The organism is Lysinibacillus cavernae (assembly GCF_009724685.1).
Classification (GTDB): domain Bacteria; phylum Bacillota; class Bacilli; order Bacillales_A; family Planococcaceae; genus Lysinibacillus; species Lysinibacillus cavernae.
The window spans coordinates 218837-239830 of record NZ_WMEF01000005.1 but is presented as its reverse complement, the minus strand read 5'-3'; the positions used below and the strand labels follow the sequence as shown (position 1 = coordinate 239830).

General features: G+C 35.3%; 24 protein-coding genes. 18 read left to right on the top strand and 6 right to left on the bottom strand.

Annotated features, from left to right (window positions below; translation table 11 throughout):
- A partial coding sequence (locus tag GJU32_RS13175) for an IS110 family transposase (protein ID WP_155592411.1) occupies window positions 1-703 on the bottom strand: 703 nt, incomplete at its 3' end.
- A 463-nt stretch (window positions 704-1166) separates the two neighbouring features.
- Here GJU32_RS13175 and GJU32_RS13170 point away from each other — a divergent pair.
- On the top strand, window positions 1167-1499 hold the full coding sequence (locus GJU32_RS13170) for a hypothetical protein (RefSeq protein ID WP_155592410.1): 333 nt from the start codon (window positions 1167-1169) through the stop codon (window positions 1497-1499).
- Between the two features lie 578 nt (window positions 1500-2077).
- Here the strand turns inward: GJU32_RS13170 and GJU32_RS13165 are convergent.
- Window positions 2078-2413, bottom strand: coding sequence for a winged helix-turn-helix transcriptional regulator (locus GJU32_RS13165; protein ID WP_230875042.1), 336 nt, complete (start codon window positions 2411-2413; stop codon window positions 2078-2080).
- 168 nt (window positions 2414-2581) lie between these two features.
- Here GJU32_RS13165 and GJU32_RS13160 point away from each other — a divergent pair, with 168 nt between their 5' ends.
- The 10 genes from GJU32_RS13160 (at window position 2582) to GJU32_RS13115 (ending at window position 10502) form a co-directional block, all read left to right on the top strand.
- Complete coding sequence (locus tag GJU32_RS13160; RefSeq protein ID WP_155592408.1) at window positions 2582-3205, top strand: flavin reductase family protein; 624 nt, start codon at window positions 2582-2584, stop codon at window positions 3203-3205.
- A 550-nt stretch (window positions 3206-3755) separates the two neighbouring features.
- On the top strand, window positions 3756-4061 hold the full coding sequence (locus GJU32_RS13155; protein WP_155592407.1) for a DUF3784 domain-containing protein: 306 nt from the start codon (window positions 3756-3758) through the stop codon (window positions 4059-4061).
- A gap of 345 nt (window positions 4062-4406) precedes the next feature.
- Window positions 4407-4676, top strand: a complete 270-nt coding sequence (locus tag GJU32_RS13150) for a hypothetical protein (protein WP_230875041.1) — start codon at window positions 4407-4409, stop codon at window positions 4674-4676.
- Window positions 4677-4827: 151 nt separating this feature from the next.
- Window positions 4828-5277 carry a GNAT family N-acetyltransferase gene (locus GJU32_RS13145; protein ID WP_155592406.1) on the top strand — a complete coding sequence of 150 codons (450 nt, stop codon included), beginning with the start codon at window positions 4828-4830 and terminating at the stop codon, window positions 5275-5277.
- A 405-nt stretch (window positions 5278-5682) separates the two neighbouring features.
- Window positions 5683-6804 carry an S-layer homology domain-containing protein gene (locus tag GJU32_RS13140; RefSeq protein ID WP_155592405.1) on the top strand — a complete coding sequence of 374 codons (1122 nt, stop codon included), beginning with the start codon at window positions 5683-5685 and terminating at the stop codon, window positions 6802-6804.
- Between the two features lie 425 nt (window positions 6805-7229).
- Complete coding sequence (locus tag GJU32_RS23770) at window positions 7230-7391, top strand: NINE protein (protein ID WP_155592404.1); 162 nt, start codon at window positions 7230-7232, stop codon at window positions 7389-7391.
- A 13-nt stretch (window positions 7392-7404) separates the two neighbouring features.
- A complete protein-coding gene (locus GJU32_RS13130; protein ID WP_155592403.1) occupies window positions 7405-8421 on the top strand; it encodes a hypothetical protein in 1017 nt (338 codons plus the stop codon).
- A gap of 202 nt (window positions 8422-8623) precedes the next feature.
- Window positions 8624-9100, top strand: coding sequence for an NUDIX hydrolase (locus GJU32_RS13125; RefSeq protein WP_155592422.1), 477 nt, complete (start codon window positions 8624-8626; stop codon window positions 9098-9100).
- Window positions 9101-9355: 255 nt separating this feature from the next.
- Window positions 9356-9850, top strand: a complete 495-nt coding sequence (locus GJU32_RS13120) for an RNA polymerase sigma factor (protein ID WP_155592402.1) — start codon at window positions 9356-9358, stop codon at window positions 9848-9850.
- Complete coding sequence (locus GJU32_RS13115) at window positions 9837-10502, top strand: zf-HC2 domain-containing protein (protein WP_155592401.1); 666 nt, start codon at window positions 9837-9839, stop codon at window positions 10500-10502. Before GJU32_RS13120 ends, GJU32_RS13115 begins: the two co-directional genes overlap by 14 nt.
- Window positions 10503-10672: 170 nt before the next feature.
- Here GJU32_RS13115 and GJU32_RS13110 read toward each other — a convergent pair whose 3' ends face one another.
- Window positions 10673-11821 carry a copper amine oxidase N-terminal domain-containing protein gene (locus tag GJU32_RS13110; RefSeq protein WP_155592400.1) on the bottom strand — a complete coding sequence of 383 codons (1149 nt, stop codon included), beginning with the start codon at window positions 11819-11821 and terminating at the stop codon, window positions 10673-10675.
- Between the two features lie 413 nt (window positions 11822-12234).
- Here GJU32_RS13110 and GJU32_RS13105 point away from each other — a divergent pair, with 413 nt between their 5' ends.
- A complete protein-coding gene (locus tag GJU32_RS13105) occupies window positions 12235-12774 on the top strand; it encodes a flavodoxin family protein (protein WP_155592399.1) in 540 nt (179 codons plus the stop codon).
- A 282-nt stretch (window positions 12775-13056) separates the two neighbouring features.
- Here the strand turns inward: GJU32_RS13105 and GJU32_RS13100 are convergent, their stop codons facing one another.
- The gene (locus tag GJU32_RS13100; RefSeq protein WP_155592398.1) at window positions 13057-13251 is read right to left on the bottom strand and encodes a hypothetical protein; all 195 of its coding nucleotides are present in this window, start codon (window positions 13249-13251) and stop codon (window positions 13057-13059) included.
- 116 nt (window positions 13252-13367) lie between these two features.
- Here GJU32_RS13100 and GJU32_RS13095 point away from each other — a divergent pair, with 116 nt between their 5' ends.
- Window positions 13368-14255, top strand: a complete 888-nt coding sequence (locus tag GJU32_RS13095; protein ID WP_155592397.1) for a LysR family transcriptional regulator — start codon at window positions 13368-13370, stop codon at window positions 14253-14255.
- 34 nt (window positions 14256-14289) lie between these two features.
- On the opposite strand, the gene GJU32_RS13090 is transcribed toward GJU32_RS13095, so the two are convergent.
- Both GJU32_RS13090 and GJU32_RS13085 read right to left on the bottom strand, forming a co-directional pair.
- Window positions 14290-15318, bottom strand: coding sequence for an S-layer homology domain-containing protein (locus GJU32_RS13090; protein WP_155592396.1), 1029 nt, complete (start codon window positions 15316-15318; stop codon window positions 14290-14292).
- Between the two features lie 144 nt (window positions 15319-15462).
- Window positions 15463-16200, bottom strand: coding sequence for an SDR family NAD(P)-dependent oxidoreductase (locus GJU32_RS13085; protein ID WP_155592395.1), 738 nt, complete (start codon window positions 16198-16200; stop codon window positions 15463-15465).
- A 160-nt stretch (window positions 16201-16360) separates the two neighbouring features.
- Here GJU32_RS13085 and GJU32_RS13080 point away from each other — a divergent pair, with 160 nt between their 5' ends.
- The 5 genes from GJU32_RS13080 (at window position 16361) to GJU32_RS13060 (ending at window position 20901) form a co-directional block, all read left to right on the top strand.
- Window positions 16361-16969, top strand: a complete 609-nt coding sequence (locus GJU32_RS13080; RefSeq protein WP_155592394.1) for a TetR/AcrR family transcriptional regulator — start codon at window positions 16361-16363, stop codon at window positions 16967-16969.
- A 528-nt stretch (window positions 16970-17497) separates the two neighbouring features.
- Window positions 17498-18412, top strand: a complete 915-nt coding sequence (locus GJU32_RS13075) for a metal ABC transporter solute-binding protein, Zn/Mn family (protein ID WP_155592393.1) — start codon at window positions 17498-17500, stop codon at window positions 18410-18412.
- A 10-nt stretch (window positions 18413-18422) separates the two neighbouring features.
- A complete protein-coding gene (locus GJU32_RS13070) occupies window positions 18423-19151 on the top strand; it encodes a metal ABC transporter ATP-binding protein (RefSeq protein WP_155592392.1) in 729 nt (242 codons plus the stop codon).
- A gap of 11 nt (window positions 19152-19162) precedes the next feature.
- Window positions 19163-20035: a metal ABC transporter permease gene (locus GJU32_RS13065; RefSeq protein WP_155592391.1), complete on the top strand. Its 873-nt coding sequence runs from the start codon at window positions 19163-19165 to the stop codon at window positions 20033-20035.
- Window positions 20032-20901, top strand: coding sequence for a metal ABC transporter permease (locus tag GJU32_RS13060; protein WP_155592390.1), 870 nt, complete (start codon window positions 20032-20034; stop codon window positions 20899-20901). Before GJU32_RS13065 ends, GJU32_RS13060 begins: the two co-directional genes overlap by 4 nt.
- Window positions 20902-20994 lie beyond the last annotated feature (93 nt).

Below are 20994 nucleotides of genomic sequence, written 5' to 3'. Positions count from 1 at the left end.
AGTTGTTTTGAAATGGATTACGTAATGCAGCTTCTCTCAATTTAATTGCTTTTTCTTTTGCCCATTTTTCTGAACGGGTTGTACATAATTCTGCAATTTTATCGGTAAGATCAGATTCGCTTACGCTTAGAACTTCTGCCGAAGTTGGAAAGATTGATAGAATCTGTAACGAAATCTTTGAATAGAGATTCCCAAAGACACCTCTATATTCAGGAAATACCTGATCTAAGATTGATTGTAGCTGTAATTTTGTTTGTGCAGCCGTGCTTGATACCGTTTCTTGTTGTCTAGTGAGATTACGAAGGTTTAAGAGTTGTATGCCCCTTTTTTTATATGGTTCTAACTCTTCCTTATAATACAATTCACATAAATGATAGGCATCAATGGCATCGGTCTTTACTTTGCGTAAATTTGTACTTTTAGCTCGATGAGAGATAAGTGGGTTTACAATTATATAGACATATTGTTGCTCCTCCAAAAATTGAATGACAGGCATATGATATTGACCTGTAGATTCTAAAATAACCGAAGGTTGCTTACCATCAGCCAATTTCTCTATATCCCTAAGAAATTCTAATAAATTATCTAATCCATCAAGAGTATGGTTAATACTGAAGCTCTTACGATATGGTTGGCCTTTATCTAAAAAGGCTTGAACCTGACTTTCTCCTTTTGAAACATCCAGACCTACGACTGGATTCATAATCAAATCTCCTCCTTGAACACTAATTAGTCGGTAACCCCTATAGCTGCTTGTAATGTCATAGGTTCGCTTGTTAAACGGGATCCTTGTCCCAACCAGCTCGAAACATGTTTATACAAGTAGGGGGTGAACAGTTTTGCGGACGGGATCAAGTCCCACGGGCCAGACGTTCTACCCCGACTACCGTTATAATAAGACCTAAAAGAAAAAGGTCAACCAGAAAAATCTGGCTAACCTCATATTACGATCGGGCCAGATTGTTGAGGAACGTTTTTAATAAATTGGATATTATTGTTGAAATATAGAGTAAGATTGTGAAGTTTCTCACTTAAACTAACTTGGAAGTTTAGTGGGAAAAATTACATATATGAAATAAGGCAATAGATTGTTAAGATTTTATAGGTCAAACATTCTATGGGTGAATTTCTATAACATTATTTTATTTGAAAAAGAGTTGAATTAAATGTCAATAGTCGTAACGTTTGCAGAAATATTTTTACCAATTTTTTATCTTTATCAAATTATCTTTTATTTCTTTTTCAGAAAAAAAGAGCCTAAAGAATCTTCTTTAAAGCATTATAAATTTACCTGTGGGATAAATTTCTTGATTTTTTTCGCGACTATTCCAGTAGCATTTATAATGGGTGTTTTGGGAAATGATAGCGGAGAATACGGGATGATTTCATTTCTTTTAAGTTTTTCATTCATCTCTGGTTTACCATTTCTATTCTTCATTTGGTCATTAAGAGATTTTCTGATTTTACACAAAGAAGCAACGAATAGATACATAAACTGATGAAAAATGCAAAAATCGAATTTAATCATCAGTCCTCAATTTAAGAAACAGGAGTTAGTTCAACAAGCTATAAGGGATTTTAGCCATATTTTAGTTGTTCCCTTAAAAGACGCTTTTCCGTAACAGGGAAAGCGTCTTTATTCATGGGAATGGACAAGCTGTGGTAACACCTACATCCTTGTTTTTGGACTGCTTGAGGTTGGACTTTTGTAAGAGGACAACTGGAATCTCCGAACTTGGTCATCACATTAAACTAACTACAATAAAAGATGGGTTTCTAAAACCAGATGTTTCACTGGTTTGTTCTATTTTTGAAAAGTACTAAGCATAACTACAAGAACAACGGTACATCGAGAACATAGAGTATCCTGCAAAAACTTCGGTCATCGCATTTGTAATCAAGTTATCCAGCACGTGCACTAGCGGCTCTGAATCGACCATGACATAGAAGGCTTTATGCATGGACTTCTGTTGCTTCACTCCCACGCTCTCTGCATTTCATAAATGGGAAACAATATCGGCAAAGTTCACCCAATTTCACTAGGGTTAGTGCTACGCTTTTACCTGTTATAAGATTCTCATTTTTGATTTTTTACGCCCCATTTGCACATTTCCTCTAATATTGGCATTAAACTCTTTCCTTTTGGCGTTAAGGAGTATTCCACTTTTGGGGGAATTTGAGGGTATTCATTTCTTTGAACAATTCCAGAGTTCTCTAGTTCTTTTAACTGAGAACTTAACATTTTGTGAGTGATAGCTGGAATTTTCTGCTTTAACTCTCCATAACGTAATATCGTATCGGAAGATAATTCATACATTATTTTCATTTTCCACTTGCCACCGATTAACGATAATGTGAAGTCAAAGGGTCTTTGATTGTTGCAACTTATGAAATTATTACCTAATTCCGGCAATAACATCACTCTCCTTTATGTAAGTACCTAACAAAAAAGTGCATACTAGTTTTATTTGTATTCCAGTTTATAATTTGGGATGGAATTATTAGTATTTCAGAAGTAATAATAATTCAATTATAAAGTCGACATATTACTTAAGCAAATAAGTTGAAGGAGAATGAATAGATGTCTAAAGAACAGAAACTCATATTTAATACAATTGATTTGAGAGAGGATGAGATGTATAAATTGTTAATTGGCTCTGTGATACCTAGACCGATTGCATGGGTTTCTTCAAAAAGTAAGGACGGCATTTTAAATTTAGCACCATTCAGCTTTTTTACTGTAGCATCTAGAAATCCACCAACACTTTTGATCTCAATAGGACCAGGTGTTAATGAACGAATCGGAAGTATTAAGGATACGTTAACAAACATTCGTGAAGTAAAAGAATATATAATTAATATGGTACCTGAGCAGCTTGGAGAAGCGATGTATCGTACATCGGCAAGTGTAGAAGCTGAGAAAAATGAGTTTGAGCTTGCAGGAGTAACTGTCCAGAATGCTAAAGTTTTGAATGTACCGGCAGTGCGAGAAGCGCCAATCTCAATAGAACTTAAGTTAGACCAAATTATCCCTGTCGGTGGAGATTATCTAGTGCTAGGAAAAGTTGAATGTGTCCAAATAGATGAAGCAATCTATGCGGGAAACTATAAAATAGCTACCGATAAGTGGAAGCCGCTCGCTAGTTTAGCAGGAGACTTTGCCGGACTGATGCCCTCATTTTCATACAGACAAAAAGGTACATAAATCATTTTGTTAGCTGAGAGGGTTCTATTTTGTATTACTAAAACTCGTTTTCACAAGTTTTTAACATTGATTCCACTTTATTATAGGCTCCCAATATGAAAATTACTTTTGGAGATATAAAAGTAGTTAATCAATCTTAACTCCTTTAGATCTTTCTCAACTAACTATGGCTTTTTTGCTCCACAATCGGGCGCTTTTCTGTAATCGATCTGCACCCCAAATGTTAGACACGACTCTAACATTTGGAGGTGCCTTTTTCAGCATTAGGGCCATTATATGTAGGAAGTAAAGAATTACTATATATCGAATAAGGTTTGGTTTTAGGAAGGGAATTTATGTGCATCTTCTTTTATAACAAGTATTTTAAGAAACCTCTTTTCAGATGTCTATCGACCTAGATATTGTTTCATATGTTATAATTGACCAAATAATTAAAATCAAAAATGTCGTATCGTACTAAAAAATGACACTTTCATAAACGGGTCATTTTATTAAATACATATGTTAAATTTGTGAAAATAACTGCTCATTAAAAGGGAGGACAAAAGTAATGGGAATGGATATGGTAATCGGCTTAGTTTTCGGGGTATTTGTAATTTGGGCTGGCAATATTGTTCGGACAAAACAGGCATTTGCATTTCTTGCAGGTTTTAGGGAAACGTGGCAACCAGTAAATATAGAAAGACTAGGGAATAGAGTCGGTATTCTCTTAATTATGATAGGTGTTATAGCCATTTTTACATCTATTTTTACCTTATGGTTTGGGGATACAGTCGGAAAAATCTCTGGGGTCTTGGCTATTATTGATGTGATTTTGATTATTATCGTAATCGGATTAGATCAAATAGGATATTGAAAGTATGTAAATGTGGAAATCATAATTTCTTCAACTAACGGGGGCTTTACTAAGACTAATCACCGACTTGGTATTCATTATCCGGGCGCAATTCTTGAATTGGAATTGTGCCTTTTTCAGTAATAGGGCCAGATTATGAAAGAAAACAAACGCATATTTATACTATAATTGAGATTGTGAAGGAATAAACTTAAGCTAACGCAATAAAATTGTTTGTTTATAATTAGAGTAAGATTGTGTAGTTTCTCATTTAAACTAACTGGCAGGTTTGTTCAATAAAATAAGTGAAATGTTATAATTTGTTAAATGATATAATGTATGCATTTACCTTATGGGGGTTAGTATGTGAACAAAAATTTAATGTCTTTTTCTATTGTTTTCTTAGGATTCTGTATTCTTTTAAGTTCATGGTTTATCTCGCAGTCTGTAAATTCCGAACAAGTTAATAAAACGGAGGAAGAACAATTCAGGTATGAGTTAATCTCGCTAAACGATAGTAATATTATAATATTTGATAAACAAAGCGGAGAGTATTGGCGGAAGTATATTGAACCTAATGAGGGACCAATTAATTGGGAAAATCAAATTTCACCAATTTCTAAATCATTAAAATAAATGTAAATGTTATTGTGCTAAAGGGAGAGATTGTTCAATTAGAGCAATCTCTTATTGGGTTAACGGTGCAGATTAGTGAAAAACAAGCATTCATCGAATTTATACAGGAGAAAAATATATTATGCAGTAAAAAACCTAAGGAGGTATTGTAGTGAACCAACACAAAATAATTATTACTCAGTATAATCCCAAATACGCTGAACAAACAGTGGATATGTGGCGAGATAGTAAGGAACAGGCTATTGGTCAGAAAGAAATTCACAGCTTTGAAAGTCACGTTTATTTTTTAAATCATATATTATCTGAACAGTTTCAAATAGATTTAGTGTTAATTGATGAAAAAGTAGTTGGAATGATTGCCTATAACGAAAGGGAAATAAGCCAATTATATATTCATGTAGATTATCAAGGAATCGGTATAGGTCATATATTACTAGATAAAGTAAAAGCACAATCAAGTGGGAGATTAACATTATACACATTTGAAGTAAATGAAAATGCACAACGATTTTATGAAAAACAAGGATTTAAAATCATAGGTAGAGGACATGAAAATGAAGAAAATTTAGCTGATATTCAATATGAATGGATATCCAAATAAATGATTATCAGGTGCTTATAAAGCTAGAGTTCTTCCTCAAATAATGGGGGCTATAGTCGAATAAGGATTTTCCGCAATCTGGCGCTTTTTTGAAATAAGGAAAGCGTCTTTCTGGAATTCAACAATTCCTGTTTTTCCTCATAATCAAACACCTTCGCCCCCCTAAAAATGCCCTTTTCTCTGAAATAGTTTCTTTTTCGGTTCGTAATGATCTTCTAATGAAACCAAAACAGTAGCAAATAATACCTCCACCAGATTTTCATGAGAACTACGACTAATTTTATATGAATCGTCTTTCTCGAAAACATTTTCATTTCCATATTTTACACTCTATTAATATTTGTAGCAGTCATGTAAACTACGTTTATTGGAAAAAGTTTAATAGAAGAAAGTAGAGGCAAACCAATGAAAGCACTATATGTTTTTTTATCTTCCCTTGTATTATTTGGATTTATTTCTGTTTCGCCAGCAGTAGCAGCAGAAAAATCCATCGATTTATATTATTTGGATGATGTTGATTACGATCATTGGGCATACAATGAATTGGAACGTTTCTTGTATTCGGATATTATTGACGGATATGTGGAAACAGAATCGTTTGAAGAAGATGGCGAGAAATATGACTATACATACGTCTCTATAAAACCAAAAAATTCGATTACTCGTGCTGAATTCACTAAAATTTTAGTGAATTCGATGAATTTACGTGCAGGTGAAACAGTTAAATCGTTCCCTGATGTAAAATCGGCGAATTGGTATTACGAGTATGTTAAGGTTGCCAGTAGCCAAGGCATTATCAATGGTAAACCAGACGGTACTTTCCGACCGAATGATAAGATTACACGTAACGAAATGGCAGTCATGATTTACCGTGCATTCGAGTCAACGCTTGATTTTTCAGCAACAGGAAAAGTATTCCCGGATGTACCACAGGGGAATTTTGCCTATGAAGCGGTTATGAAAACGGCAGCTTTAGGAATTATCAAAGGGTACGGAGATGTCTTCAAACCTTATAATGATGCAACTCGTGCTGAAGCTATCGTGATGATTGACCGTGCCTTGCATCTAGTGCCAGGAACAGATGAAGATCAACTTGCGATCATGCAAACAGTTGATCGTAACATTAAAGATGAGATGAAATTCACTGCCCAACAAGACGTAGAAGCATTAAAAGCCCTTTATCGTGAAACAACAATAGGTTACCAACTAGCTTATTCACTTGATAGTATGGGTATGGCAGGTATGATTGAAGAACCAGATACTAAATTCACGATGGAACAGATTGGTGAAAATGTAATCAATGCTGTTTCTGTAAATAATCATTTTGCACAAGTCCGCATTGATAACTTAGTATATAAAGTTTCTTTTACAGCTCCAGATATGTCTTTTAACATGACAATTGACTTATCAGGAACTGCTTATCTTAAGAAAAGTGCTGATGGTAAATGGAAAATTTATAACGTTGTTCTTGATGAAGAGGACTATGAACAAGATTGGAAAGAAACATTAGAAACTGAGATCAACTAAGAACAAAAAAGCGCAAGGGATTCCTTGAACTGCCCTGTAAAAGTTAGACATCAATCTAACTTTTACGGGGGTTTTTTATGGCAAAAGTAAATGCTGAACAACGTATTCAAGCAGTCAAGCGATACTTAAATAGAGATGAATCTATGATTGAAACGCAGAAGACATCGGAGTGACAAATAGGGTTGTAAGTGAATGGGTTCGCCGTACTCAAAAAATGGTGTAGAGACTTTCTTAAAGTCCTATACGAAATAATCAGCTGACAATAAAATGAATGTACTAAATTATATGAACCGAGATAGGTACATCTTCAGTTGATATAGCTGCTCTGAAGTTGCTTAACTAAATAGCTGTTGAGAAAAACATAAAGAAATGATAGACTTTTGAATGGTAATTTAGTAAATACTTACTATATAAAAGAAAATTGATTGATAAAAATACAACAACAGACTTCGAAAAAAAGCTATGTAGCAATTATTTTACTATGTTTCTTTTTAGGTGGTCTAGGAATACATCGCAAATTTATACGATATATACATACATATTTACTAACGGATATACTTGTGAAAGAAAAAATGTTTTATATTTAAAAGGGGTACAATCATGAAATTCAAAAGCAAATTTTTAATATTAAGTAGCTTAGGAGCTGCATTACTTACAGGGTGTTCAGATACCGAAACAAAAGATGGGAAAGAGTTAACCGATACACAATCCGAACTTTCTCAGGTAACAGTTACAAATCAAGAAGTCGTGGAATTAAGTAATTTAAGAAACAGTTTGCTTGATTTTGTTTGGGATTACAAAAGATACGGAAGTTACAATTTTGAAAACACAACGGTCTTTGAAAATGCTAAAGTATTAACAGAAGAAGAGCGTACACAAAAAATGAAACGAGTTTATCAACACTTAAGCAATCTAAGCGCGATCGATGACGAAATACTACAAAATTATCAGGCTTCTTTAAAAGACGCTGCGATTCAATTAAACGAGAAGAAATTAGAGCTAATGGAATTAGAACCTAAAGTTTTTAAAGATGGCGGATACGGTCCTATGCTTAAAGCAGAACCTGCAGAAAAAGATTTAACTCGTTACAAAGAATTGTTAAATGAAATCATCAAAATAATTGATGCTGAAAAAGAAAATATATTACGATTGGAAATTGCTATCGTGAATACTTTTGATATTTCCAAAGAAGATGTGAAGGATTTCATAGAATATAAAAAAATGATTCCGACACAATTAAAAGACAAATACTCTCTTTATTCAGAAGATATATGGAATATAACCGTCAAACCAATGTTACCACCGGAGAAATATGCCGATTTATTGGCATATACAAGTGATGTAAAAGCAATTTTAGAAGATAACTTAGAAAATAAATATGCTAAAAAAGATTATGAATTCATCAGTCAATTGAAAACTATTGAAGAATATGAAAATATACTTTCAGCGTATAAAAACAATTTAAACGAAGAGACTTTTAAAGATTATTATAAAGCCTCCTTATCGATTCATAATTATTTAGTCGCAAAAGATTCTTTCCTTTTAACTGATTTAGACTTCACAACGTATTATGAAGTTGTTAATTATGAACAATTCTACAGTTTAAGATTATTCTAAGAAAATTAGCACTTCTGGGCGCGTTTATTTAGGAACGCGTCTTTTTTAAAGGGCCATATTTTTGAATAATATTCTTTAACGAAAGGTACCCAAAACGACGCTTTGGAAAGGTTTGTGCTTTGTCTAATAAACAAATTTGATATGAACTAACGGAGCAAGTTGGTTGAAGAAAGGTCAAATTATTTTTGGGAGGAGAAAAGCAATGAGGGCACCTTATCAAGTTTTGGTATTTCCTTATATAATCACTGACAATTCTATTGAATATGCAATTTTTAAGAGAAGTGATTATGGATATTGGCAAGGATTAGCTGGTGGTGGAGAAGAGGGTGAAACTCCTATTGAATCAGCTAAACGAGAAGCATTTGAAGAGGCTGGTATTACAAGAGATTATCCATATATTGAATTAGATTCTATGTCTTCACTACCAGTAGAAGATGTAGTTGGGAACTTCCTTTGGGGAGAAGATGTTTATGTTTTAAAAGAATTTTCTTTTGGTGTTAAAGTTCCTACAAAAGATATATCTTTATCAAAAGAGCACCTCAACTACAAATGGTTATGTTTTGAACAGGCAGTAACGCTTTTGAAATGGGATAGCAATAAAACCGCGTTATGGGAATTGAACAAAAGGTTATTAAATCGGATTAACACCAAGCAAAAGTTTGTGAAAGAAAATACTTAAGCTAACGGAGGCTTTACTTGAAGATCATTGAGTTGCATAATGCAGCTCTTTTTTTCTTTATTGTTAATAAATGATACAGGTATATTCCGTCGAATATGCTTATTTTTTGATGAGAATTATCTACATTATGGTGAACCTAAATTAGTTAGAGATTAATGCTTTAGAAAATATATTTGGCTCTGAGTGTAAATAAGTTCTAAATTTTTGTAACGTAATTAAATTCTGGGAGTTATATAAGTGAGGGAGGTGAAAAGAATGGACTTTGAGGAGATCTATCGCGATTACTTTCAAGAAGTTTATTTATTTATCAAATCTTTAAGCAATGATGAAAGTATAGCTGAAGAAATTACGCAAGAAGCTTTTTTTAAAGCGATAAAGGCCATTGAAAATTTCGATGGTTCTAAAGATATTCGAGCTTGGCTTTTTACAATTGCAAAAAATACATACTTCTCGCACTACAAGAAAAAGAAGAAGCAAATCGATTTAGAAGAAAAAGAAACAGTAATGACAGGAGTTCAAATTGTAAAGCACCTGATGAATGAGGAAGATGCCTTCACAGTTCATCAGTTTCTTCACTCGATGAATGAACCATATAAGGAAGTCTTTTCACTCCGTACCTTTGGTGAATTGCCTTTTGAGAAAATAGGGCGTCTCTTTGGGAAAAGCGCTGGATGGGCAAGGGTGACTTTTTATAGAGCGAGGAAACAAATTATCGATTATATGGAGGAGATGGAATATGAGAGAAACTAAATGTACAATTATACAGGATGTTTTACCTCTCTATATAGATGAGGTAGTTAGCCAAGATACAAAAGAAATGATAGAGGAGCATTTATTGCATTGTGAAAAATGTCAAAAAGAATTTGAAGCAATGAGACGTGAACTGTTTATTCCAGCAGAAAATAAGGCCTCTATTTTTAAAAAGATTAATAAAAAATGGCGTAATAAAAAATTGAAAATTTCTATCATTTCTGTTTTAGCAACGGCTTTTATTTTATATGGAGTGTTTGCTTCTGTTTTTTATTATGAAACGGTTATCCCGTATTCAAAGAATCTAATCAAAATTGAAAAGCAAAATGATAATAAACTGATTTCTCATTATTATGGTAAAGGTTATTCAGGGGTTCACGCAACATATCCTAGGGGTTTTGAAATTGATGGAGAAAAAAAGATTGTGAGTTTTATTTATTACACAAAAACAATTGCCGATTCGCCTTCAAGAAACCTTTCAAGAAACCTTATTAATAATGAAAATAATGAACGAGAATATATCTTTAACCTTCCTGAAAGTGGAAAAATAGATGCGGTGTACTATGTAGAATTCGATAGTGAAAAAATTACTGCTGGAAAAGATTCTTGGGAATCAATTTTAGAACGAGCGGAATTGATTTGGGAGAAATAAAACAAATTATGAGAATTTAGCATTGTTCGTTGTGAAAGAATGTACTAAAGCTAAACCAGCTAATAGATTGTCAAAAAATCATTGTTTTTTGGGAAAAGAACCTTCAATTTTTAAAAAAACAATGGCTAGTAGAAGTTCTAAACAATAAGAACTTCTACTAGCCAATTACTTTATGGCGTTACAAGCTCATGGTGCTTCCCCTTCAGCTCGATTCTATAATGTCCAAACGTTTTTTTTCTTTCATCAGAGCTTAAATCGCCAGAGCGTTGATAGCCAAATGTAGAGATCCCGTTAACATTAATTTGCCAATCATAGATATTACCTAATGTGTCAAAGCCATAATAAAACCCAGGCTTACCTAAATAATCGGAAAACCATTGTCCATTGTTAAACGTTGCATATTTTAAATTGCTTGTTTCATCAGCATTGAGAATACCTCGCTCATATCTTGTCAAGTAATAGACATTGTTTAGATATGTTTTTACCGCCTTTATCGGTGCTTTTTCAATCGCTACCCTTGTAATCGCTTCTCCATCCACATGGTATAAAATAAATTCCTGCGTTGTGTTATAGGCATAATTCAAATAAAAATAGCCCATATCTGTATTAAACCATATATCCCCTAATCGAACCGAGTTTTTATCTTCAATCAATTCATGATAAACAAAAGGCTCGAAATCATTGAAAGTATTGCTAAATAATAAGTGACCGTTTTCTTTAATGACTGCCATAAAACGGTCACTATAGACAATGGATTTTCCTTGGTATAGTAATTCAGAAACGCGGATAAGATTAAGGTTTTCGATTGCTGTGCCGTTAACGTCCCTAATTATAATCAAACTATATGGTTGAATCTCTGCATTTTTTAAATAGACTACTTTTTTATAAAATGCCTCGCCAATATACCTTAAAGGAATATACGTTGAATTGTTGTAAATGCTTGCGGCCACATCCATTTCGCTCGATTTTCCATTTATTGAAATATTATTATTTCCTATTTTCAGGAAAATGGTTTTGTTAGCGTATTTAATGGTAACGGACTGATTTTTTGTATTAAAATCTATCTTTGCACCAAATCCTTCAGAAATAAAACGAAGGGGTACTAATGTTCTTCCATCTTTAACAATCGGCTGAACGGCAGCTACCTTCTGCCCATTAATAAATGCCATGGAGCTTTCAGGAGAAAGAATCATGCTATTTTTCAAGTCATATTCTGTTACATCTTCATAATAGTCATGAAGATTTTCCGCGTGTGCCGTGTAACCAAAAGCTAGGAACAATGTAACAGTGAATAATGTAAGGATAACTTTCACGTTCATTACTACACCTCTCAATAATGAATTTTTATGTTAAAGATGCATACATGGAAATTTTGCCAATATATGTATTATTTACAGTGTACACTTTTCCGTCATGTGTTGCTACCCCTAATGGCCATTCTTCATCTTTGCTTTCAAAGTTGCTCTCTTTTAATAGTTATTTATGAAATAATAAATAATGCAATATTTTATTATACTGAGATATCAATATAACTTACTTGGTTGCTTACATTTTATCTTTGTATCATGCAAGAAGGTGTGCAATAGTTAATTCCAAATATTAGACCCTCTTTTAATCAATTTTTTCGATCTATTTTATCGAAATAATCATCTTTATCGATTTATAAAATCATAATAAGATTAAAGCATTCGGGAACAATAGTAGAAAATTTAAAGAAGAGGGGATAATTAAAATGTCTATAGCAGTTATTTATGGTGGAAATCGTCCGAATGGAAATGTAGAGACATTAACAAAATTAGCCACACAAGGCCTAATCGTTGAAGAAATTTATCTAAAGGATACTATAATTCAACCAATAATAGATATGCGCCATGCAGAGGAGGGTTTCTCTGAAGTCAACGATGATTATAACGCCATCATTGAACGCATACTTCCGCATGATATTCTTATTTTTGCTACCCCTATTTATTGGTATAGCATGACAGGGATGATGAAGAACTTTATTGATCGATGGTCACAAACTTTAAGAGATCCAAATTATCCAGATTTTAAGGCAATGATGTCTTCTAAAAAGTCGTATGTAATTGCAGTTGGTGGAGATCAGCCGTATATGAAAGGTTTACCAATGATCCAGCAATTCCAACATATCTTCGACTTTATGGGGATAACTTTTGAAGGATATATTCTAGGAGAAGGAAACAAACCAGGAGATATAGTGCAAGATTCAAAAGCGTTATCTGCGGCTGAATGTCTTAGAAGAGAATTACAATAGGTTTTGGTTTAGATGAAGTAAAAGGAGGGGAGGAATACATGAGGCAACCGTCAATGGAGAATAGGATGTTACGAGTCATAAATGTTTTTTGGGGTTTATCTTATAATTTTATGAAGGCAGGGCTCAGTTCACGCCAAAGCTCCGACCTTGAAGTTAGAAAGTGGTAAAAAAGTTTATATCACGGAGTTAAAAGATTCATTCAAATAGTTTTTTATCATGAGATAAAGTGCTGTTCAAAATTGGTTAGGATGGAATGAAAAATACATTATAAATTAGTTTGATTTAAGAAAATGGATTTGGACGATTTCCAAATCCGTTTCTTTTTATTTGGTAAAAGGTTCTTTTGTTGTCGCTCAGTTTGGCTGAATCGACCCACCTCATAAAGCCAGATATGCTATAGCCATAAATCGGTGTAGCGACAATGACAAGATCACGCTTTAATTCGCTTGAACTACCAATAAATGAGGTAATCGTCATTTGGCATCCGCCTCTTTCTTGCAGCTACTAACTAGTGTAAACTGGATTATACTATCGATAAAGATGAATGTTTTGATAAAATGTATCGGAAAAGACGAATTAAGGGGGGCGAGTAAATGGATATGAAGCAGCTCCAAACATTTTTAACCGCAGCTGAAACATTAAGTTTTACACAGACAGCACAGCGACTAGACTATGCGCAATCGAGTATAACAGCACAGATTAAAACACTTGAACAAGAGTTGGGGGTTATTCTTTTTGAGAGGTTGGGGAAACGTATCGTCCTGACAGAAGAGGGCAACCGTCTCCAACAGTATGCACAAAAAATGCTAGAGCTAGATCGTGCAATGAAAAAAGCCATGTCCAACGAACAGGAGCAAGTAGTATTAAAGGTGGGGGCACAGGAAAGTCAGTGTGTCTATCGATTGCCAAGCATTTTACAGCAATTTCAACAAGCGCACCCGCAAGTGAAAATTATTTTTAAGCCTGTGCATACAACTGAAATTGCTAGGGAATTATTACAAGCAGGCAAATTAGATGTGGCTTTTATTACAGACACGTATCAAGAAACATCTATGCTACAGCGTGAGCGATTGATTCAAGAACAACTTGTTTTTGTTAGTGCACCTAAAGATATAAGGCAACCACTATCGGCTCAACAACTATCAACTGAAACGATGTTGTTAACGGAAACAGGCTGCTCCTATCGTAATCATTTAGAAGCTCAGCTACAGCAAGGGGGTGTCTTGCCCTTACAAATGATTGAGTTTGCCAGTATCGAAGCCATTAAGCAATGTGTGATTGCAGGCTTAGGTATTACGTTTTTACCTAAAATGGTCGTAGAACAGGAATTGAAAAGTGGGCGTTTAGTGGAGATACCGTCCTCGTTATCCCTCGCGCCCATTTATACAGATATAGCTTGGCATAAAGATAAGCATATGCAGCCTTGCCTGCAAGATTTTATTGCTATGGCCAAGCATAGCTATCAAACTTTTGGCGATTAAAAAAGAGCCTGAACGAATCAGACTCTGCTAGAAGCTATTGTTTCTTTAATGTGCCAGAAAAATTAGTACCTTCATCTCGCTCTGCATGACAATCGATCTCTGTAACTTTTAGGGCATTATTAGATAAGCGCTCCAACTCTACGACACAGCGATTTCCGTTAGAGGATTTATTCATTAAGGCTGTAGTACTGCTCGTTAGCGTAGCGGTGCCATCCACACTGCCAGTAGCAGTTCCGTCATTCGCCGTTAAAGAAATAGAGAAGCTGTTACTTGTTGCGTTGGAAATGATGGCATCACGACGATTAAAATCAGTTGTGCCTTTACCCCATTTATAATAATACGTATAAACACCTTCCCAGGCACTCTTACTAGGGGACGTTTGTTGCAATGATTTGTCGAGCTGGTTTTGAGCATTTTTTGCTCGTGTTGTTAATGAAACATTGTTGGCATTGTCATGAATGGCTTGTGCATCCGCTGAAATTTCATAAAAATTACGTTCATCCATGCGATATAGCATTGTGACAACTTGAGCACGAGTCATATTGTTCGTCACACCATAAAACTTCTGTAAGTTACGATTTTCATACTGTGGATTTTGGCCTGAGGAAATATAATAATCGAGTAAAAACTGAATAGATTGATCTAATCCTTTTTTGCCACTAGCTAGATGGGCAATTGCTTGTGCCACGACACCACGTTTGACCGTGGCAGCTCGAATGCGGTTATCAAAATAGCCATTTAAAGGTACACCATAACTAGCGAGCTGGTCATAAAATTCATCCGACCAATTTGCGGAAGGTGTTTGTTTTTTTAACTCATCGATGGGCGATTCAAGCTCATAAAAATTAGCTAACAGTTTTGCTAATTGTTGTTCAGTAATAGTTGCATTCGGTTTAAATGTCCCATCAGTAAAACCATTAACAATATCATATTCTTCTGCCCATAAGATCGCTTCATATGCATAGTGATCCTTTGAAACATCTTTAAAACCAGCAGCTTGTACATTACCAGCACTGGCCACGATAAGAATGGAAACTAATAATGTGCATATTAATTTTTTCATTCGTCATCTTCATCCTTTCTTGCTCGTTATGTTAATAGTTTGCAGGAAATGGATAAAAACTGCAAATTTTTCTATAAATTAATAGATTGCTATAAAAAAATAATCGCTATCCTCTGATGAGGAAGCGATTATTTTTGTCATGAATTATTGTGCAGTGTAGCCACCATCTACTGTTAATGTGTTACCTGTCATAAATGTTGAATCGTCACAAGCCATGAATAAAACAGCTTTTGCCATTTCTTCTGGTTGACCTAAACGTTGCATAGGCGTCACTTGACGTAAAGGTTCCTTGCTTTCTTCTGGGATAATCGGTGTATCAATAAAGCCAGGGCATAGGGCATTAACACGAATACCGCGAGTTGCAAACTCAAGTGCTAATGAACGAGTTAAGTTAATCACGCCACCTTTTGCTGCATTGTAAGCTGCTGAACCTGGTGAGCCAACCCAGCCGTACATAGAAGCGGTATTGACAATCGTACCACCATTCGCTTTAAGCATTTCTTTAATAGCTGCCTGTGCCATTAAAAATACGCCATCTAAATCCACATTCACTGTTTGACGCCATTCAGTATAAGGGAGCTCCTCTGTTGGTGTTACACGACCAATTCCCGCATTATTAAAAAGAACATCGACTTTGCCAAATGTCTCTATCGTTGTTTGGTAAATAGCAGCTACCTCATTTTCATCTGTTACATTTGCTTTCATAAAGATTGCTTCTGCTCCAGTTGCTTGTAGTTGGGCAGCGAATGCTTGGCCTTTTTCTTCGTTTAAGTCAACAAGTACTACCTTTGCACCCTCAGCTACAAAAACTTGGGCCGTTGCGGCACCAATACCAGAAGCACCACCTGTAATAATCGCAACTTTATCTTGTAATTTCCCCATACATGACACTCCCTTAAAAATATTATTTCTTGCACCTTGTGTAATTCACGGTGTACTTTAATTGTAAATCGCTAGAAAACGGAAACAATCATTAAAGGAGTAGTAAGTGTCTAGCTAGTAGACATATTCACCTGAAATGTCTAAAAAGGAGGAAGAAATATTGCCGAAATGGACACAAAGACAAGAAAGAACGCGTCGTCATTTTTATGAAGCATTTGCAGAATTAATTAAAATACATGGGTTTCAAACGATTACTGTCAAAGATATTGTAGAACGAGCTGGCTATAATCGGAGTACCTTCTATGTGCATTTTCAAGATAAATTTGAGCTGGGGGAAAATCTGTTAGAGCTGATGTTGAATGGTCTTGAAGCAGCAGTGGGTGAGCCGTATCTTTATGGGGAGAAAGTTTATACGACGAAATTGAAAGCACCTTCCTTTAATATTATTCATTACATTTATAAGAATCGACTATATTTTGAGTTGTTAAATGAGGAAGATACGATTCCTGGATTGCATACACGCATGCCGCTAACAATTACAAAAATTTATCAAGAGCAATTTAAGTTTGAAACAATTAATCATCAGCCTGTGAATATGGACATGTTCAAGCATTATACTTCTTACGGTTTTTATGGATTAATGATGCAGTGGATTGCCAGTGACTATGAAAAATCAGAGGAAGCATTAATTGAGGATATAATTGAACTGACCAAAACACATATTTATGCATTTGAATTTATAGGAAAACCGAAGGGAATGGAAAAATAAAAGTCTATAATATTCAGTTTTTGTATTTTTATTAAAAAATCTCTAATAATCTATTAGGGATTTTTTGTTTGGGCGAAATTAAATTTCCTTGTATAAAAAAAATTTTTTTATGAAATTTTCATAAAGTAGTTGAATTATTTTCATATTAAGCATATATTTTTCCTAAGGGAAACAAAATATCTCTAAAGAAAGAAGAGTGCGTGAATGAAAGAGTTAGGTGATTTCAAGCTGACAATTCTTCCGATGGTTGTTTTATTAATCCTGGCAATTCTATGGAAACTCACAGAATCTGTAGGAGCTGGAATAATATTAATCCTTTTCTGGATGAGCTGGCGCCAGCTTATTCGGAAAATCATATAAATAAAGCGGTTGTATGAGAAAGAGCTATCGCATGTACGATGGAAGCTATTGAATGGCGGACATAAAAGAAATAAGAATGAACTATATGCTTGTCCGCCAATTGTTTTCTTAGTGCATAGTGCCAGCAATTTTTCAGCCAATAGAAAAAAAGAAAGATGAGGTAAAAAAATGAAACAATGGTTTGGTGTATTGGTATTATCGCTCTCGCTTCTATTATTTGGTTGTACAAGTGATACAGAGGGTGAAAAAGAAGGGATTGTTGTCGCAACAACAGGACAAATTGCAGATGCCATTAAAGAAATTAGTGGCGATCATTTACAAGTATCAGCATTAATGGGACCAGGTGTAGATCCTCACTTATACAAAGCGACTCAAAGTGACTTATCAAAATTGGATAAAGCCGAAGTCATTTTTTACAATGGCTTACATTTAGAAGGGCAAATGCTCGATATTTTTGAACAAATGTCAAAGGATAAAACTGTTTTGGCAGTGGGAGAGACATTAGATGAAAAGCAGCTCCTTGCAAGTGACAATGATGCCATGGTGCATGATCCGCATATTTGGTTTGATATTGAGCTGTGGAAAGGCGTTGTTAAGTCAATAAGTACACAACTTCAAAAAGAATACCCTGAATTTAAAGAGGATTTTCAAAATAATGAAGCAGCTTATTTAAAAAAACTAGATGATTTACAAAGCTATGCAAAAAAACGTGTCAATGAAATACCACAAACACAACGGATTTTGGTAACCGCTCATGATGCGTTCAACTACTTTGGTAGAAGCCAAGGGTTTGAAGTACGTGGCTTACAAGGGCTTAGTACGGATTCAGAGTACGGTGTTAAAGATGTACAGGAGATGGTTGATTTTTTAGTAGAAAATAAGATTAAAGCTCTCTTTATAGAATCCAGTGTGTCTGATAAAGCCATGAAGGCTGTGATTGAAGGGGCTAAAGAAAAAGGGCACGACATTATCATCGGTGGGGAATTATTTTCGGATGCAATGGGTGCTGAAGGTACGACGGAAGGTACTTATATTGGTATGTATCAACATAACATCGACACAATCGTCGATGCATTAAAGTAGGTGAATGAATATGTATGCATTAACAGTGGAAAATCTTTCAGTAGCGTATGATAAGAAAACAGTATTAGAAAATGCCTGTTTGACGGTGCCTCAAGGCCATCTAGCTGCCATTATTGGTCCGAACGGTGCGGGAAAATCAACCTTTTTAAAGGCTATCTTAAATCAGTTACCAAATAAAGTAGGGAAAGTTGAAATTTTAGGGAAAGTATTTGAGCCAAAAAGTTTAGTCGTTGGCTATGTCCCTCAGCGTAATGCCGTTGATTGGGATTTCCCTACAAACGCACTTGATGTGGTGTTAATGGGACGTTATGGTCATACGGGTTTATTTAAAAGACCATCGAAGCAAGATAAAATTGTCGCTCGACAAGCGTTAGCAAGTGTAGGAATGCAGGACTTTGCAGAGCGTTCCATCGGGCAGCTTTCAGGAGGACAGCAGCAGCGTGTATTCCTGGCTAGAGCACTTGCACAAAATGCAGATATTTACTTCCTAGATGAACCATTTGCAGGGGTAGATGCTGCAACAGAAAAAACAATTATTGATATTTTAAAAGATTTAAAAGCACAAGGAAAAAGTATTTTTGTCGTGCATCACGATCTTCAAACCGTCAAAGAATACTTTGATTATACGATTTTATTAAACAAAACGATTTTAGCATCAGGCGCAACAGAAGATGTTTTTACACCAGAACAATTACAGAAGACGTATGGTGGTAAACTTTTCATGATGCAGCATGTGTAAGGAGGGTCTATATGTTAAGTGGTAACTTATTGTGGGTACTCAGTGGAACCATGTTACTTGGCATTGCAGCTGGCATAACAGGCACTTTCTCCTTCCTACAAAAACAAAGTTTAGTTGGTGATGCTGCGGCACATGCAGCATTACCAGGCATCGCGCTCGCGTTCTTAATAACAGGGCAAAAGGAATTACCGTTTTTAATGCTCGGAGCGGGTATTACATCTGCATTATCTGTGTATTGTATACAATGGATTGTGTCGTTTTCAAAAATGAAGGCAGATGCAGCCATTGGATTAGTGCTCACCGTATTTTTTGGTGTTGGCGTTGTATTTTTGACAGTTGTTAATCGTAGCCCACTTGGCAACCAAAGCGGTCTTAATAATTTTATTTTTGGCAAAGCAGCGACGATGACCAAAGCAGATTTAATGTGGCTGTTTATAAGTGCAACGATCATTATTTTAGTCAGTCTTTTTCTCTATAAGGAATGGAAGCTACTGATCTTTGATCCTGTCTATGCAAAGGGCATTGGCTTACCCATTGAGGCTTTAAAGGCCACGTTAACGATTTTAATTGTGATGACGATTGTGACAGGCATCCAAGCTGTAGGTGTGATTTTAATGTCAGCTTTATTAATTATCCCAGCAGCTAGTGCCAAGCTATGGACGAAAAAATTGAGTACGATGCTTATTTTGAGTGCCGCGATTGGAGGTATCGCTGGCATAACAGGTACCTTTATTAGTGCGATTCGAACAGGGTTATCGACTGGTCCAATTATCGTCTTGGTTGCAGCAGCTATATTCTTTATTTCTTATTTTATTAGTCCAGCTGGTCAAATTAGTAAATATCGTAGAAAAATCCAATTTCGAAAGCAAGGTGATGTAGGATGATCGAATTTTGGGTTGTATTCACTGGACTACTAGTTGGTGTGACATGTGGGATTGCAGGCGTCTTTCTCATCTTGCGTAGAATGTCCATGATAGCAGATGCCATCAGTCATACTGTGCTCTTTGGCATCGTTATGGCTTATATCATTACCCAATCATTAAATGGCTTTTGGATGCTGGTAGGTGCAGCGTTTGCAGGGATTTTAACAGCGTATCTCGTGCAACTACTACACTCTTCTGGCATTCAGGAGGACGCAGCGATAGGGGTTGTCTTTACGTCCTTGTTTGCAGCTGGTGTCCTGCTTATTACATTATTTGCTGGAAATGTCCATTTAGATGTAGAACATGTCTTAATGGGGGAAATTGCTTTTGTGCCGTGGGATAAATGGACATTGCTTGGGTTAGCGATGCCTAAGGCTGTGTGGATGTTACTGCTTGTGCTAGTGATCAATATTACGTTCCTACTTCTATTCTTTAAAGAAATGAAGCTCGCAACATTTGATCCTGTCTACGCAGCGTCAATCGGTATTCCCGTTGTATTTCTTCATTATGGATTTATGACCTCTATTTCGTTCACAACCGTTGCTGCCTTTGATAGTGTAGGGGCTATACTAGTTGTTGCCATGTTGATTGGGCCAGCTGCCACTTCTTATTTAATCAGTAAGACGATTAAGCAAATGTTTGTGTATAGCATGCTCTTCGGTGCCGCAGCCTCTGTCATCGGCTATTATTTAGCAAAGCTATGGGATACATCGATTGCAGGTATGATGGCCACAACTGTTGGCTTTTTATTTATCATTACGTTAATCAGTCAAAAAATAATCGAACGCAGAAGAAAAGCGCTTGTTCATAAATTAGAAATGCCATAACGAAAAACATCGTTTGATGAGTTAATCAAACGGTGTTTTTTCAATTTCAACCTTTTGGATGAGTATTCCTCTTAGGAAAAATAGTATACTCGT